This window comes from Paenibacillus sp. FSL L8-0644, from assembly GCF_038008165.1.
In the GTDB taxonomy this organism is placed as follows: domain Bacteria; phylum Bacillota; class Bacilli; order Paenibacillales; family Paenibacillaceae; genus Paenibacillus; species Paenibacillus polymyxa_D.
In genome coordinates, this window is sequence record NZ_JBBOYN010000001.1 from 4,191,720 (window position 1) to 4,206,028 (window position 14,309).

A 14,309-nucleotide genomic window follows, 5' to 3' on the forward strand; every position below is an offset into this window, starting at 1 on the left:
ATTGGAGTTGCGCAGTTCTTATGACACCCCAAAACATTCTATTTGTTGACGACAGCCCTATGGTTCTGTCTCTGCTTGAACGGACCTTGACGCAAGAAGCATTTACCTTACATACCGCTCACACGCCCAAAGAAGCCTTACAAGTGCTGGAACAGCACCCGATTGATGTGGTCGTTTCCGATCTGCTCATGCCTGGTCTGGATGGGATTACCTTCCTTCGCATGATTAAGAAGGATTATCCACATATCGTACGAATCATTTTGTCTGGTCACCTGCATACGCAGTCCATTTTATCGGCAATTAATCAAGTCGGTGTGTTCCGTTTTTTGACGAAACCGCTGGAGTTGGATGATGATACACTAAAAAAAATACTGTATGAAGCGCTTGATCAGGCCAAACTCAACCGAAGCAGCCTGCATGCAGAACAGAATGTAGCTTCCAACCTGTCAGCATTTATAGACAGCATCTTGAATGCACCGTACCGCCCCTATGTGCTGCTGAATGAACAAGATATCGTAACCGCTGTACACATTGCACTTGCAGAGTTGTATCCTGTCGGCTGCTCACTACGTCATCCTGACGGGGAAGGTGTTCAGTTAACCACGCATTCATTATATATACCGTATGAGGAGTCGGAATCTTCCGATCCCGACTTGTACACGCTGGATACACTGACCCTCGGCCATTCATCCTTACGCCTTATCCGCCTTAGCGAGATCGCCTGAGTGACGGGTGCCGCCCTTTAACACGGCGGCTACCCCAATCACAGTCAGGCATACATACATCCACAGCATCCCCATCGTCAGCAACGGATGACGGATATAGTTTTTCATATTCCCCCATGTATACAGCACCGGACGGAAGAAATACCAACGTTCCAGCGCCTTTCGCAATCCTCCCTCTTCAGATGACATCGTACGATCCATCACCGAAAAGTAGTAGGCTTTTTTACGTAATACGTCGTGCAGATACACCTGTTTTTCATCATGGTATACCCGTGTAAATACCGCCCGGCGAATAACTCCGCCAGACTCTATATAACGCAAGGTTGGCTGTATTTCTTCAAAAGCAATCTGCTCCTCATTAAACCCGCCCGTCGATTCATAAGCGCTCATTCGCCAGAAGCGTGCCGCTTCAATGGAGCGTTTTCCCAAGGTCTCACCCGCGTTATTAATCACATTTCGCTCAAAAACTTTCACTTTGGAAAAAAAATTGCCCGCTTCCGAATACGCCTCCTCTGGAATGACCAAGGCGCCAATATCCTGATGATCGTCAAAAAAGTCGATGCTCTGCTGAATCAGATGTTCGGCTAAAATCATATCGGAATCCAATACAAATATGTATTCGGCCCCCAAGTGTCTTGCTTCCTCAACCGCCCTGACCCTAGCAACTCCCCGCTCCCCATGGGGAAGCTCTAATATCGTTACGGGTACTGAGCTCCCTGCCGACAGCATGCGAATCGTCTCAACGGTCCGGTCATTGGAGCCATCATCAGCAATTACAATATGCAGATCCTTGTAATTTTGCCCCATACAACTTCGTAAACAAGGCTCTATCGTCCGTTCATTGTTGTACGTGGAGAAAAGAATGACCACTTTGTCCACTCTGTGCCGCCTCCTTTACCCAATCTTCCATCAACTGCTCAAATGCAGCAGCCGTATGATCAAAATGGAATCTTAACGCATATTGATACGCCCGCTCACGGATGGCCATGTAATCTTCGCCGCCCTTCGCTGCTCTTACCATTTGTTCAGATAATCCCCGGATGTCGCCGTGAAAGCATAGATACCCGCTTTTTCCGAAATCCGTGGCATCCACCAGCCCCGGTGAATTGCTGACAATGCTGGGAGTTCCAACGGCTGCCGCTTCGGTAATCGTCAATCCCCAGCCTTCACGCAAGGAAGGGAACACCAGCGCGTGGGCACGACTCATCAGCTCCAGCTTATGCTCTGCTGAAACAAATCCATAAAAGGTAATATCGGCTTGCGATTGCCCCTGTTCATCCGGTTCTCCGTATGTTAATCCATACCGTTTCATAATCGGCAACAATTGTTCTGCCACATAGGTTTTATCGGTTTTTCCGGCAATCCATAACATAGCCTGAGGGAACTTTTCCTTGAGCTGCCCAAAGGCCTCAACGACCAGATCAATGCCTTTATATTTGACGAAGCGCCCAGCGTACATGAAGGTCGGATTCGACTCCTTCGTTAAAAATTGTTCGCGCGGCCAATGATCAAACTCAATGCCTTCCGGTAAAAGATGGACACGATCGGGGTGAAAGCCCAGCTTAAGCAGATCATATCGGGTAGACGGAGATACCGTGAGCGTCCGATCCTTACGAGCCAGCTTAAGCATCAAGGGCTCCATATGAAACCCAATAACATTTAGTGGAAATTTGGCGTTCTCAAACCATATTTCCCTTGTTAGCTGATGTATGAAAAAAATCCGTTTGGATGCCTCCACCCAAAATCGGGTAAAGAATTGATGCGTATTCGCCTGGTTAATCACATAGTCGATCTTCCTTCGATAACGACGGTAATAGCGCATCGCATAATAAATAACACTGTATATGTTCCCTTTTCGAATATACGTAATACCGTCAATAACTTCATGCTCAGGCATCCCCTCAAATTGAGGTGAAAAATGAATGAACTGGAAGCGGCCTTGCTGTGAGCGTTTAAGCATTTCGTGGGTGAAAATTTCTGCTCCCCCGCTTTTAGGTGAACGAATGTCACGCCAAGAAAGCAATAGAACTACGGTTTTACCGTCCTGTTCATGTATGGTATTCATGGGGTAAATCCCCCTTTATCTTTATTTTGAACAAATGAACATAGGCGTCTATCACAAAGTAGAGAGCCAGAGCCCCGTAAACAATGAACTCAGATAGCAAAAAATCTACCGGATCTGTGTGGGCAATATGAAAGGCTACTAATAAAGCCGCGGCTCCTGCCATCAGACTGAACATAAATTTGCGTCTGCCCACCAATACGTGCACATGCACAAAAAACAGCACGATGGAAAATAGCCAGTACACCCATCCTCCCCATGGAATATAGGCCTCAGCCGATTGGTAAGAGGCTCCGAATAATATGGGAATGGAGGATGGGAACACAAAGGTCGTGCCCACATATACACAGATTGCAGCTACAGCCATTAATCCGGCATAAACGGCCATCAACTTGCCCAAAGCTTGGCGGTCATGCCCCTGCGCACCGATCTTTGGAATAAAAGCAGCAATGAGGCTATACGAAACGTAATAGACCAACTGGCTGTACTTCAGCGCAATGGCATAGCTGCTGGCCTGCTCGGGAAAGTAATGCTGTACATACAACATGTCGATAGAGATACAAAACAAAATGAATAAATTCGTCATCAGGCTATCAGTGAAATCCTGACCCAATGATTTCCATAGCCCAGAAGGGATATGTTCTCGACTGGTTGTGAATAAGGACAAGCCACGAGCCGATACGGTCCAGCCGTGAAGCAGCGACAGCAACATTCCTCCACAGCTCGCTAACAGTAGGGCTTCCAGCTTTAACCCCAGTGCAGCCAGAACAAAAAACAAGCTCAGCTTCCCTAATACCTCAATGTAATAGTTCACATTGAGCGCCAGCATGCGTTCCCTGCCTTGTAAATCTCCGCGGCACGAACTCACAAGAATATGCAGTCCGATCAGGCCATACAGCATGAACAACGGGCCGGATTCGACGCCCAATAGCGAACGCAGTAACGGATGAAAGATGAGTAAAATGATCATGGCAAGCACGGTTAGCACCAGAGGTACTTTTAGTAATAGAGAACCAAGCGGTAAGCTTCGTAGCGTAAGCTGTTTGTCTCCCTTAGAGACCAGTTTGGCGGTTAATAGTTGGATGGATAAACCCAAAACGGATAAAAGTGCAAAAAGTGCCAGCAGCGCATTCGCCTGGCCATAGGCTTGTCCGGTAAGATACCAACTCGCTGCAATGTGGAAGAAAAAATTAAATCCGTTAAGCAGCACATTAAAGAGAGGAAACATCAATGATCGCAATCGGTTGTTCACGTTGTTATCTCACCCGCCGATCCAGTCGCCAAATATCAATGATGGAGCGCAAAAAACGAATAGAATCCTTCCAGACATGGATGTGCGAGCCATCCCGGTCAATACATTTGACGGGTAATTGCAGCACACGAAGCTGGAGTCGCTTGGCAATAAACATCATTTCTAGATCCAGCGCCAGTCCGAGCTGTTCCTTTAAATGCGGAAACATCCGTTTCACTGCAACCGAACTCATCACTTTAAGCCCAGTTTGGGAATCCACCACACCTGTGGGTAAAAAAGGACGGGAAATAACCCGCTTACCAAAGCTGACGACAGATCGCAATAAAGATCGATTCTCGGCGGTCATATCCTTGGTTCCGATCACGACATCATAATAGCCCTGCTGAACAACATTAATCATTCTGGCAATATCCTCAATAAAAAAGGAGTCGTCCGCGTCCACAAATACGTAGTAATCCGCACCAATGGTTCGCATCCCTTCCAGATACGTCCCTGCCTTACGTGTATTGCGTCCCAATTCCCTTGTTTGAAGCAGCGGACTAAGATTCTGATTAATCCGGTTTACGGACAAGTCCGTGGCTGTCTCCAGCGCTTTAATCAAGGCATTCGTGCCATCGTGGCTGCCATCATCAATGAGATAAATCGAACCTTCAATAATATGGCTGCGGATAAAGACCTGCAATCGTTCAGCAAAGGTTTTGACATGAGCAAAACGTTGCTCTTCGTTATATACAGATAAGATAAATGCAATATGTTGGCTTTTGGTCGAATACTCGGGATAGAGCAAGCTTTGTATTTCCGAAAGCATTTCTTCAGTGTCATTGGCTTGCCAAAATAGCAGTCGCAAACGACCTACTCCGGTGATTTGCACCATATGCTGATCACTGAACGGAAATGTTACATCCGTCACTAGTAACAATGGCATTTGCGGAAATTGGCTACGGATCTGATTGGCTTTCCGCACCGCCTGCCCCGGCTCCCTATAATCAATCAGGCAACAACATGCGTTCTCGTAGACTGAAGCTGTCTCCGTGTCCTCGCACTGTATATACTGGTAAAAACAAATCACCTTGGGATAATCAATAGCCCTGTCGTTATCGCTAAAAATGGCTATAGGTCCCTGCACACAAACCTCTCCTTTTCCTCCGAATAGTTCTATTTTGTTGAAAAAGAATTAAGAATGTTTGCTTATAGGAGTTAAATTAATGTCCAAATACTTCATATTTTCTTAACAAAATAGCTGACACCACATGATATATAAGAATATAAGAGAAGAAAAACTGATTTTCATATTTGATAAAAGCAGAGTATTTAGACCTGATCCATTAGAACCAAAATCATCAGAATTAGTTAGCCGATCTATATCTAAAATTGGTTCTTTTAGATCAACAGGAAGAAATGAATATGGTTATTTTGTCATAGAAAGATAGACGAATAAAACAGATTCGCACGTCCATACTATGGACAACATGTCATCTTTCGTCATGAATAATCATGAAAATGAAAAGAAAGAAGGTCTTTCTATGGAAGCTTTTTATGTCAATCGCGATGGGTCATTATCTACTCCATTGCGGGGAAAGGATGTGTTGGCAAATCCCCTTTTGAACAAAGGTGTCGCTTTTACAGAAGAAGAACGCAAAGAACTGGGTTTGGAAGGAATCCTTCCTCCCACCGTCCTTTCATTAGAGAAGCAGAGCGTACGGGCATATCAGCAGTTTCTGGCACAACCCACCATGCTGCGTAAAAATGCTTCTCTCAACGACCTTCATAATCGAAATGTCGTACTCTACTACCGACTGCTAACTGACCATTTAAGTGAAATGCTGCCCGTAGTCTACACGCCGACCGTAGGAACCGCGATTCAAGAATATAGTCACGAGTACAACCGCCCTGGAGGCGTATATTTGTCGATAGATAACCCGAACGGCATTGAACAAGCATTCTATAATTCTGGTTTGAGTGGTGAAGATGTGGATTTGATCGTCGTGACGGATTCCGAAAGTATTTTGGGCATCGGAGACTGGGGTGTCGGGGGGATTAACATTGCTATTGGCAAACTTGCAGTGTATACAGCTGCGGCAGGCATTCATCCCGGGCGGGTGCTGCCAATTGTACTGGATGTAGGTACGAATAATGAAAAGCTGCTGAATGATCCACTGTACATCGGAAACCGCCATAAACGGGTTCGCGGAGAAGCCTATAACCAGTTTATTGATACTTTTATCAGCAAAACGTTAGCGCAATTCCCGAAGGCGCTTTTACATTGGGAAGATGTGGGTAGCGTAAATGCACGCCATATTATAGGAAAATACGGTCAAAGTATACTCACCTTCAACGATGATATACAAGGTACAGGAGCGGTGACCTTGGCTGCAATTCTTTCGGCGGTGGGTGTCACCAAGACTCCGCTGCGTGAGCAAAAGGTACTTGTCTTCGGCCCAGGGGCAGCAGGGATCGGTAACGCTGACCAAATTCGGGGCGCTATGATCGAGGACGGCCTTTCCGCGGAAGATTCATTCAAGTCCTTTTGGGCCTTTGATTACCGTGGGCTGTTAACGGACGATATGGAAGATGTACTGGAATATCAGAAACCGTATGTACGTAAAAAAGAGGAAGTCAGCTCATGGACGCGGTCGGAGGACGGCAAAATACCACTGCTGGAGGTCATCCGTCAGGTGAAGCCTACCCTATTAATCGGAACTTCTGGAGTAGCAGGTGCCTTTTCTGAAGAGATCATCAAAGAGATGGCGAAGCATGTAGAACGCCCGATCATTATGCCCATGTCCAATCCTACAAATCTTGCAGAAGCTGTACCTGAGGATCTAATACGGTGGACCGATGGCAAGGCATTAATTGCTACCGGAAGCCCCTTTGACCCCGTCACCTATAACGGTACGAAATTTGAAATTGGACAGGCGAACAATGCCTTTGTGTTCCCGGGACTGGGTCTGGGTGCGATTGTGGTTAAAGCCAAAAGGATTACCCCTGCGATGTTTACAGCCGCAGCAGATGCCGTTGCTAATGGCGTAGATTCGAATAAGCCTGGCGGTGCGCTTCTCCCTCATATCCGAAAATTACGCGAAGTTTCGTACGTTGTTGCGGTTGCGGTAGCGAAAGCAGCGATTCAGGATCAGGTAGCTCAAGCACACATTTCAAATGTTGAACAAGCTATACGGGATGCAATGTGGAAACCGGAATATGTCAAGGTCAAAGCAGTGGAAAGTGTAATTCATCACCCTCACTAATGCTCCATTTAGGAAAGGGATTGCCTTGTTCAGACAGGCAGAATACGTCAGTTCAAGCAAGGAGAATCAATCTATGAGTGTCGGACATATCTTGTACATTTTGGTGCCGATTTTTTTCGTTATTATTTTAGGGTGGTTAGCGGGGCATTACAAAAGCTTTGATGCCTCTTCCTCCAAGACCCTAAATGCGCTCGTTACCAAATTTGCACTACCTGCGCATCTATTCATCGGTATTACGACAACGGACAGGAAAGCGCTCATCGAGCAATGGCCATTCCTTCTGGCCTTGTTCATTGGCATTGTCGGCTTTTTTACCGTTCTCCTTCTACTGTCCCGCTTTGCGGGGAAGCAGTCGGTGAAGGATGCCGCCATGTTTGCTTTGAACTCGGCACAGCCGACCTTTGCTTTTATGGGCATTCCGGTGCTTGGAGCCATCTACGGCTCCTCTGCTGTCGCCATTCCGATTGCGCTTACCGGGATCGTAGTCAATGCCGTCCTTGACCCGGCGGCTACCATTATAGCTACCGTAGCCAGCAGGAATTCAGGCAAGGAACGAAACGGTCACCTTGGAAGACTGATCCGGGACTCCATTCTTCACGGCTTAAAAGAACCGCTGGCGCTGGTTCCACTGGTTGGTGTAATTTTGACCTTGTTCGGCTTCCATTCACCGGATTTGTTGAACAAATCGTTGAATCAAATTGGTGATATTACGTCCGGGGCAGCCTTATTCGCGGTCGGTGTAACCATTGGCGTACGTAACATAAGTTTTAGCGTAAGCGCCTTTGCCATCGCACTGTTAAAAACAATTGTGCAGCCTTTATTAATGCTGCTGATTGCCTACCTGTGCGGTCTGTCGTCTGCCGATACTGTGAAGGCAGTTCTGCTCGTTTCCTTCCCGGGTTCAGCAGTCGCTGCTATGATCGCTACCCGTTTTGAAAGCCTGGAATCAGAAACTGCCTCCTCCTTTGTCATCAGTGCTGTCATATCCCTCGTTACACTCCCAGTACTGATTTCTCTATTGGTATAAATACTGATTATTTAGACATTGGAGCCTGCCGCGAATTCCTTCGTGTAGATGGAACTGATCTTCTCCAGCGCCTTTTGTCCTTTCGGAAGCGAACTTCAGCTCTGTCGTTTGGCCCTTGACCAGATAGACATGTTTGACATAGCGTATGAACGTATGTACAGTAATAGTCAAAAGAATAGAAGTCCACTAGGGGAGCCGCTATGGCTGAGACAAGAACGTATCTTGGACCCTTCGAACCTGATCTAGTTCGTACTAGCGTAGGAAAGTGGAGCCTTCGTATATAAGGTTTCAAGCGTTTTTTGCGTATTGGGCCTATTGTTGAAGCCGCTCCATTTTTCTGGGGCGGCTTTTTAGCGTTGTTCCGGAATTATATTCTTACAGGACTTCTTGCTCTTCAATTTGATGGAGGTGGGGAAATTGAGTTTTACAGAAGAACTCCGTCGGCAGGCGGACGGCATTTTTCAAGCGATTTTTGAGCATCCCTTTGTGAGAGGTATTGCCGAGGGAACTTTGACAAGGGAACAGCTGATTCACTATGTAAAACAGGACTTTGAATATTTGAACGCCTACATGCGGATATACGGCATCGCAATCTCCAAATGCACGAATCGGGAGGACATGGCTGTATTTAATGAACAAATCTCTTTTATTCTCCACAGCGAGGTTCATCCGCATCAAAATTTTTGTGCTGTCGCAGGGGTGACCTATGAAGAGTTGCAGGGATATCCACTCGCTCCGTCGGCTCATCACTATATCCGTCACATGCTGACGGTTGCGCATGAGGGCAGCCTGGGCGAGATCTTGGCTGTGCTGCTGCCATGTATGTGGACGTATGCCGAGATTGGTCGCAGGCTGCTGGATGAAGTAAAGCCGGATGAGTCCCATCCGTTCTACGAATGGATTGGCTTTTATGGAGACCAGCTTGATGGTACAACACTCAAGTTCCGAGAACGTGTGGATGCTTGGACGGAAGAAGCAACGGCTGCTGAGCGGGAGCGGATGATTGAGCATTTTATACTGAGCTGCCAGCTGGAATATAAGTTCTGGGACATGGCTTATAAGCAGGAAGAATGGCCAGTCCAGATGCAGACAGGGTCTTGGAATAGTCAGCCTGGCGATTCGCTGCGTGAAGTACGGTGAATGCCCTGTTTAACCACCAACTATAGAGAGGATAAACATTATGAGTACATGGGAAAAAAGTTATTCGGATCTCCTGACGAAGGTACAAAACAGCAAACCCCTCGTTCACAATATGACTAATGTGGTAGTCACCAACTTTACGGCTAACGGCCTGTATGCATTGGGCGCCTCCCCGGTGATGGCCTATGCACCCGAGGAAGTAGCAGATATGGCAAAAATAGCAGGCGCCGTCGTGTTAAACATCGGTACGCTGAACCGCGAACTGGTGGATGCCATGATCATTGCTGGACAATCGGCGAATGCACACGGTGTTCCGGTCCTGCTAGATCCGGTCGGTGCGGGAGCAACAAGCTTTAGAACTGAATCGGCACTGCGAATCCTGAGTGAAGTCAAAATCTCATTGGTACGGGGCAACGCAGCCGAAGTTGCCCATCTTGTCGGAGAAGCGCGTGAGATTAAAGGCGTAGATGCTGGTGACAGTGCTGACAGCGGCCATGTCGATCTGGCAATTCGTGCTGCTCGAGCGCTCAATACAATGGTTGTCATCACTGGAAAAGAAGACGTCATCACCGATGGGGCCGAAGCACGAATGATTAGCGGCGGAGACGCGCTGCTCACGAAGGTAACCGGAGCAGGCTGCCTTCTGACTTCTGTGTTAGGTGCCTTTGCGGCTGTTGAACCCAACCTGCTGCTCGCAGGTACAGCAGGCTTGGCATTTTACGGTGCAGCAGCTTCCCAAGCCGCAGCACGTACCGTAGAGCTGGGGCCAGGTAGCTTCCAGATTGCCTTTCTTGACGAGCTCGCCAAACTACATACTGGTTCGCTAGAGGGGCATGTCACGATCCGTGAAGCTGGAACAACTACAGCAGGTGGTGCGCGATGACAGACACTCGTGTACCCAGAGCACTGACGATTGCCGGCTCGGACAGTGGCGGCGGGGCCGGAATTCAAGCCGATCTCAAAACCTTTCAAGAGCTTGGCGTATACGGCATGTCAGCTATTACGGCCATTACTGTACAGAACACCTTGGGGGTTCACGGCGTATATCCACTGCCACAGGAAGCAACAGCGGAACAGATCGAAGCTGTAGGATCAGACATTGGAGTGGATGCCCTGAAGACTGGCATGCTGTTTAATGCGGGCATCATCCGTCTTGTGAGCGAGCAGATCCGAAAGTTCGGCTGGAAAAAAGTCGTCGTCGATCCCGTGATGATTGCGAAGGGGGGCGCTGAACTGCTGCAATTGGAAGCGGTGCAGGCTTTGAAGGACGAACTGCTCCCCTTGGCCCTGGTCGTTACACCGAATATCCCGGAGGCGGAAGCCCTGACAGGGATCAGTATCCATACGATGGAGGATCGCCGCGAGGCTGCGAGACATATTAGCAGTCTGGGACCAAAATTCGTTGTGATCAAGGGTGGCCACGCTGACGAGAGCGAGAGCAGCGGACAGATTGTTGACCTGCTTTTTGACGGAACCGCCTTTATAGAGCTGAGCGGCAAGCGAGTACGGACTGTCCATACACACGGAACAGGGTGCACTTTCTCGGCAGCGATTACCGCGGAATTAGGGAAAGGGATGTCTGTACCGAAGGCTATCTCGAATGGTAAAGCCTTCATCCAGGCAGCTATTGAGGAACCTTTACAGCTTGGACAGGGACATGGTCCCACCAATCATTGGGCCTTCCGCCGTCGTCAGGAGATGCTTCTATGAGCGGCAGAATATTGTCAGAGGTGGTGCGCCGCCAGCTACAGATGTACCTGGTGCTTGGAAGCGTGAATTGCCTAGCGGAACCAGGCTGGGTCGTGCAGGAGGCTCTGGCTGGCGGGGCAACCATGGTCCAGTTCCGGGAAAAGGGTCTCGGCGCGTTAACGGGCGTTCCTATGTTCGAACTCGCGCGCCAGCTACAGGAACTGTGCCGCCACGATGGTGTCCCCTTCATCATCAATGACGATGTGGAGCTGGCTCTTGAAATCGATGCTGACGGTGTTCACATCGGTCAGGACGATGAATCTGCCGAAACCGTCCGCGAGCGAATCGGAAATCGAATTCTAGGCGTCTCTGCCCATACCATTGAGGAAGCACGTCGAGCCATTCTGCAAGGTGCTGATTATCTCGGCGTCGGGCCAATCTATCCCACCCTCTCGAAGGATGATGCCCATGCTGTACATGGGCCAGCAATTTTATATGAGATGCGTAAAGCGGGAATTGATGTGCCAATTGTTGGGATCGGAGGTATTACAGTCGACCGTGTTGAGGAAGTCGCACGTGCAGGTGCAGATGGTGTAGCGGTGATTTCAGCCGTGACACAGACAAAGCAGGTTAGAGGTACGGTCAAGGAATTAAAGAAAAAGGTAGTGCTAGGCATCAAAAATCGAGGGATGTATGGATCATAGCAAATTGTTTCGATTGACTAAATAATTTCTCGTTTCATACCCAGCAGAAGACGATATGATTAATCAGATCGTCTTCTTAGGTTGTCGAGACTTTATATAAGACCAGTATTATAACCGATACGATCGTAGAACTGATTATGTTTATGATCTTATTCGGAATTATCCTATTTTTATTTATCTCAAAAGAAACACGATGGCATAAGTCGCTTTTAATTAATACTTATGTTCAGACAGAGTCGTTTCAAAAATAGAAATAATACATTATTCTTCAATTCCGAGCAATTCGGATACTTGTTTTCTGTATCTTGTAGCCTTGCGTGTCCCATGAATGAGATTTGACAATCTGGAAGCTGGAATATGATATGTACTACAAAAAGTTTTCTGATCCATTCTTTTCTCGAGCAGTTTTTGCTTGATCTCCCATCCAAAAGGGGTTACAGAATTTCGATGATTCAACATCACTACCTCCAAGTTTTAGTTTTTGGAATCATGTATTACGCAACATGTAATACACCAGAGCTTAATGATTCGATCTGCATGTTTGGTAATGATTCAACAGGTAATCCAACCTTTTAGATTGCTCAATTACTTTGGGGTGTGTTAAAAATCCATACTTTTTCTGGACTTGGTACAGTTTCCTCCTAGCTCTCTCGACACGAAGTAAAGTCACACCTTGGTTCATCAGTATGATCCCCTCCTCTATGTCACATTTTAGAATAAAAAGACGTTTTTTGGTTTTTCGGATGATGCGCCTAACAAAAAGAGAATATCACAAAAGTTTTCATAAATAAGGGCGTCCCTAAAATATGCAAAAAACCTCCGTTTCCACTAATAAAGTGGAGCAGAGGCTCTAGTTTCTATTAATAATATTTACATACAGGATTTTAATCCTACATGAATAAAAGGATACTACTACCAATAATAAAACGATCTTTCTCTTTGCCCTTCGCTCACTAAACTTTCGTACTTCATATGAGCCTTAACATCTGCAAACGCTTTAAACTTCTCAAATAGTCTTATGCACCTAATGAAAAAAGCTTCTTTATTAATGGTTAATGATTTAGATAAAACGTCTAGCAAGTATTTAAAGCCATGCGAGTAGCTACCTCTATTCAAGTAATATTTAGCAAGTTCATATTTAAAAAGCGTTATGTGTTCTGGTACGACTTGATGTGTGTACATATCAGTAGATGCTGGATCAAAAGAATTAAACTCCACTTCAAAACGTGAGAGTACATCATCAACATCTATTGCATATCGGTTAGCCGCTATTATAATGTTCAACAGCTTTGAGAGCTTTTCATCTTCGTTAGTAATTGATGTGGCTACAATATATTCAACATAATCTGGAAGCACACTGGTATCCCCAGACAGAAGTTTATTTACAAAGATATTACCTACTGCCCAATGCTCGAACAAGTTGATCCAGTGTCGGGTTTCCTCGTCCGTCTCAATCACCCAATCTAAATTTGCGTAGGCGTATGTAAACTGTAAAGCTTGCTGATAATTGCCTTGGGCTTCACAGACACTAGCACACAGTAAATCAGCATAGGTAATGTAAACAAATATGGGACGACTTAGCCTCATATAAGACTCCTCACTCTTTTGCTTCTTCTGCCGTTGTTTCATAGAATAATAAATTTCCGCTTTATGTCTCATTTTTTGAGCTGTTTCATAAAGCATATCCCACTCGTGTAATGAACGATACACATTCGCTAGATCCTTCAACGCATCAAGTTGATCTATTTCATCCAGACGTTCGACAAAGGGCTCAAATCGAGTAGCCGCCTTGAGATTTCGGATCTGATCGTTCCCTACCTGAATCGTAAACAGACGATACTGACAGATAGCCAAGCGTTCAGAGTGCTGGTACTTCTCGCCTTCCGCAATCCCCTCATAGAGTAACAAAGCAGCATTACGCTGACCTTGTGCGAATAACTTTTCTGCCGCATCGAATAGCTTCGGGGAATAAAGGAGGTTGTCCATGATATGGGCCACTACAAGCTGGATCGCATGTAACTTGTCCAGTTCCGCACAGCGAAATAACAACGGCTCAATTCGCCGCCAATCTGGGGAACGCTCAATGATATAATTATCTATGTATAGTTCGTAAAAAAAACCTTCCGGTAATCCCATGGCTAGCGTGATTCGATCCAACTGATGTATAGCAACAGGACGATGCTTAGTAATCCAATTATTAAGTGTTCTTTGATGAACACCTGAATGTTCGGAAAATTGCGCCAAAGTCAAATTGTTTTGTTTTAAAAAATTCTCAAACTTATCTAAGATCGTAGGTGTATGTCCCAAGTCATAACCACCTTTCATATAAAAATACCAAATTTTTATAATCTCATCTCAAATTATTGTCCAAATTTTAACATACGTCAATGAGCATTAGTCAATATCCACATTATTAGTACCCCTTAAAAAGGTGAAAATACCACATTAATTCATATATTCATTAG

At 46.3% G+C, this 14,309-nt stretch carries 14 protein-coding genes and 1 riboswitch; of the genes, 7 read left to right on the forward strand and 7 right to left on the reverse strand.

What is annotated here, in order from left to right; translation table 11 throughout:
* Nucleotides 1–20 precede the first annotated feature (20 nt).
* On the forward strand, nt 21–725 hold the full coding sequence (locus NSS94_RS18975) for a response regulator (RefSeq protein WP_341039896.1): 705 nt from the start codon (nt 21–23) through the stop codon (nt 723–725).
* Here the strand turns inward: NSS94_RS18975 and NSS94_RS18980 are convergent.
* The 4 genes from NSS94_RS18980 to NSS94_RS18995 are packed head-to-tail and all read right to left on the reverse strand — an operon-like array spanning nt 693 to nt 5,165.
* Nucleotides 693–1,604 (reverse strand): glycosyltransferase family A protein, encoded by a 912-nt coding sequence (locus NSS94_RS18980; protein WP_341039897.1) that lies wholly within the window; start codon nt 1,602–1,604, stop codon nt 693–695. The genes NSS94_RS18975 and NSS94_RS18980 overlap by 33 nt on opposite strands.
* The gene (locus NSS94_RS18985; RefSeq protein WP_341039898.1) at nt 1,564–2,790 is read right to left on the reverse strand and encodes a glycosyltransferase family 4 protein; all 1,227 of its coding nucleotides are present in this window, start codon (nt 2,788–2,790) and stop codon (nt 1,564–1,566) included. The genes NSS94_RS18980 and NSS94_RS18985 overlap by 41 nt, the downstream gene beginning before the upstream one ends.
* Nucleotides 2,774–4,039 (reverse strand): transporter, encoded by a 1,266-nt coding sequence (locus NSS94_RS18990; RefSeq protein WP_341039899.1) that lies wholly within the window; start codon nt 4,037–4,039, stop codon nt 2,774–2,776. Before NSS94_RS18990 ends, NSS94_RS18985 begins: the two co-directional genes overlap by 17 nt.
* A gap of 4 nt (nt 4,040–4,043) precedes the next feature.
* Nucleotides 4,044–5,165: a glycosyltransferase gene (locus tag NSS94_RS18995; protein ID WP_341039900.1), complete on the reverse strand. Its 1,122-nt coding sequence runs from the start codon at nt 5,163–5,165 to the stop codon at nt 4,044–4,046.
* Nucleotides 5,166–5,562: 397 nt separating this feature from the next.
* Here NSS94_RS18995 and NSS94_RS19000 point away from each other — a divergent pair, with 397 nt between their 5' ends.
* The 6 genes from NSS94_RS19000 to thiE all read left to right on the forward strand — a co-directional run bounded on the left by NSS94_RS19000 (nt 5,563) and on the right by thiE (nt 11,844).
* Nucleotides 5,563–7,284: an NAD-dependent malic enzyme gene (locus tag NSS94_RS19000; RefSeq protein ID WP_341040421.1), complete on the forward strand. Its 1,722-nt coding sequence runs from the start codon at nt 5,563–5,565 to the stop codon at nt 7,282–7,284.
* Nucleotides 7,285–7,357: 73 nt separating this feature from the next.
* Nucleotides 7,358–8,311, forward strand: coding sequence for an AEC family transporter (locus NSS94_RS19005; protein WP_341039902.1), 954 nt, complete (start codon nt 7,358–7,360; stop codon nt 8,309–8,311).
* A gap of 178 nt (nt 8,312–8,489) precedes the next feature.
* A riboswitch (TPP riboswitch) is annotated at nt 8,490–8,592 on the forward strand.
* Between the two features lie 136 nt (nt 8,593–8,728).
* Nucleotides 8,729–9,451 carry a thiaminase II gene (gene tenA / locus NSS94_RS19010; RefSeq protein WP_341039903.1) on the forward strand — a complete coding sequence of 241 codons (723 nt, stop codon included), beginning with the start codon at nt 8,729–8,731 and terminating at the stop codon, nt 9,449–9,451.
* A 40-nt stretch (nt 9,452–9,491) separates the two neighbouring features.
* Entirely contained in the window at nt 9,492–10,334 is an 843-nt protein-coding gene (gene thiM / locus NSS94_RS19015; RefSeq protein WP_341039904.1) for a hydroxyethylthiazole kinase, read from the forward strand.
* A complete protein-coding gene (thiD, locus tag NSS94_RS19020) occupies nt 10,331–11,161 on the forward strand; it encodes a bifunctional hydroxymethylpyrimidine kinase/phosphomethylpyrimidine kinase (protein WP_341039905.1) in 831 nt (276 codons plus the stop codon). Before thiM ends, thiD begins: the two co-directional genes overlap by 4 nt.
* A complete protein-coding gene (gene thiE, locus NSS94_RS19025) occupies nt 11,158–11,844 on the forward strand; it encodes a thiamine phosphate synthase (protein WP_341039906.1) in 687 nt (228 codons plus the stop codon). Before thiD ends, thiE begins: the two co-directional genes overlap by 4 nt.
* A gap of 261 nt (nt 11,845–12,105) precedes the next feature.
* Here thiE and NSS94_RS19030 read toward each other — a convergent pair whose 3' ends face one another.
* From NSS94_RS19030 to NSS94_RS19040, 3 genes are all read right to left on the reverse strand, one after another.
* A complete protein-coding gene (locus tag NSS94_RS19030) occupies nt 12,106–12,303 on the reverse strand; it encodes an XRE family transcriptional regulator (RefSeq protein WP_370682681.1) in 198 nt (65 codons plus the stop codon).
* A gap of 61 nt (nt 12,304–12,364) precedes the next feature.
* Nucleotides 12,365–12,526 (reverse strand): aspartyl-phosphate phosphatase Spo0E family protein, encoded by a 162-nt coding sequence (locus NSS94_RS19035; protein WP_176715706.1) that lies wholly within the window; start codon nt 12,524–12,526, stop codon nt 12,365–12,367.
* A 230-nt stretch (nt 12,527–12,756) separates the two neighbouring features.
* On the reverse strand, nt 12,757–14,169 hold the full coding sequence (locus tag NSS94_RS19040) for a helix-turn-helix domain-containing protein (protein WP_069011043.1): 1,413 nt from the start codon (nt 14,167–14,169) through the stop codon (nt 12,757–12,759).
* Between the last annotated feature and the right edge of the window lie 140 nt (nt 14,170–14,309).

Excerpts from the sequence above, each read along its gene's own strand:
- NSS94_RS19040 (WP_069011043.1), bottom strand. The coding sequence starts at position 14,169 with ATGAAAGGTGGTTATGACTTGGGACATACACCTACGATCTTAGATAAG.
- NSS94_RS19005 (WP_341039902.1), top strand. The coding sequence starts at position 7,358 with ATGAGTGTCGGACATATCTTGTACATTTTGGTGCCGATTTTTTTCGTT.
- thiD (WP_341039905.1), top strand. The coding sequence starts at position 10,331 with ATGACAGACACTCGTGTACCCAGAGCACTGACGATTGCCGGCTCGGAC.
- NSS94_RS19030 (WP_370682681.1), bottom strand. The coding sequence starts at position 12,303 with ATGTTGAATCATCGAAATTCTGTAACCCCTTTTGGATGGGAGATCAAG.
- NSS94_RS19000 (WP_341040421.1), top strand. The coding sequence starts at position 5,563 with ATGGAAGCTTTTTATGTCAATCGCGATGGGTCATTATCTACTCCATTG.
- thiM (WP_341039904.1), top strand. The coding sequence starts at position 9,492 with ATGAGTACATGGGAAAAAAGTTATTCGGATCTCCTGACGAAGGTACAA.
- NSS94_RS19035 (WP_176715706.1), bottom strand. The coding sequence starts at position 12,526 with ATGAACCAAGGTGTGACTTTACTTCGTGTCGAGAGAGCTAGGAGGAAA.
- thiE (WP_341039906.1), top strand. The coding sequence starts at position 11,158 with ATGAGCGGCAGAATATTGTCAGAGGTGGTGCGCCGCCAGCTACAGATG.
- NSS94_RS18975 (WP_341039896.1), top strand. The coding sequence starts at position 21 with ATGACACCCCAAAACATTCTATTTGTTGACGACAGCCCTATGGTTCTG.
- NSS94_RS18985 (WP_341039898.1), bottom strand. The coding sequence starts at position 2,790 with ATGAATACCATACATGAACAGGACGGTAAAACCGTAGTTCTATTGCTT.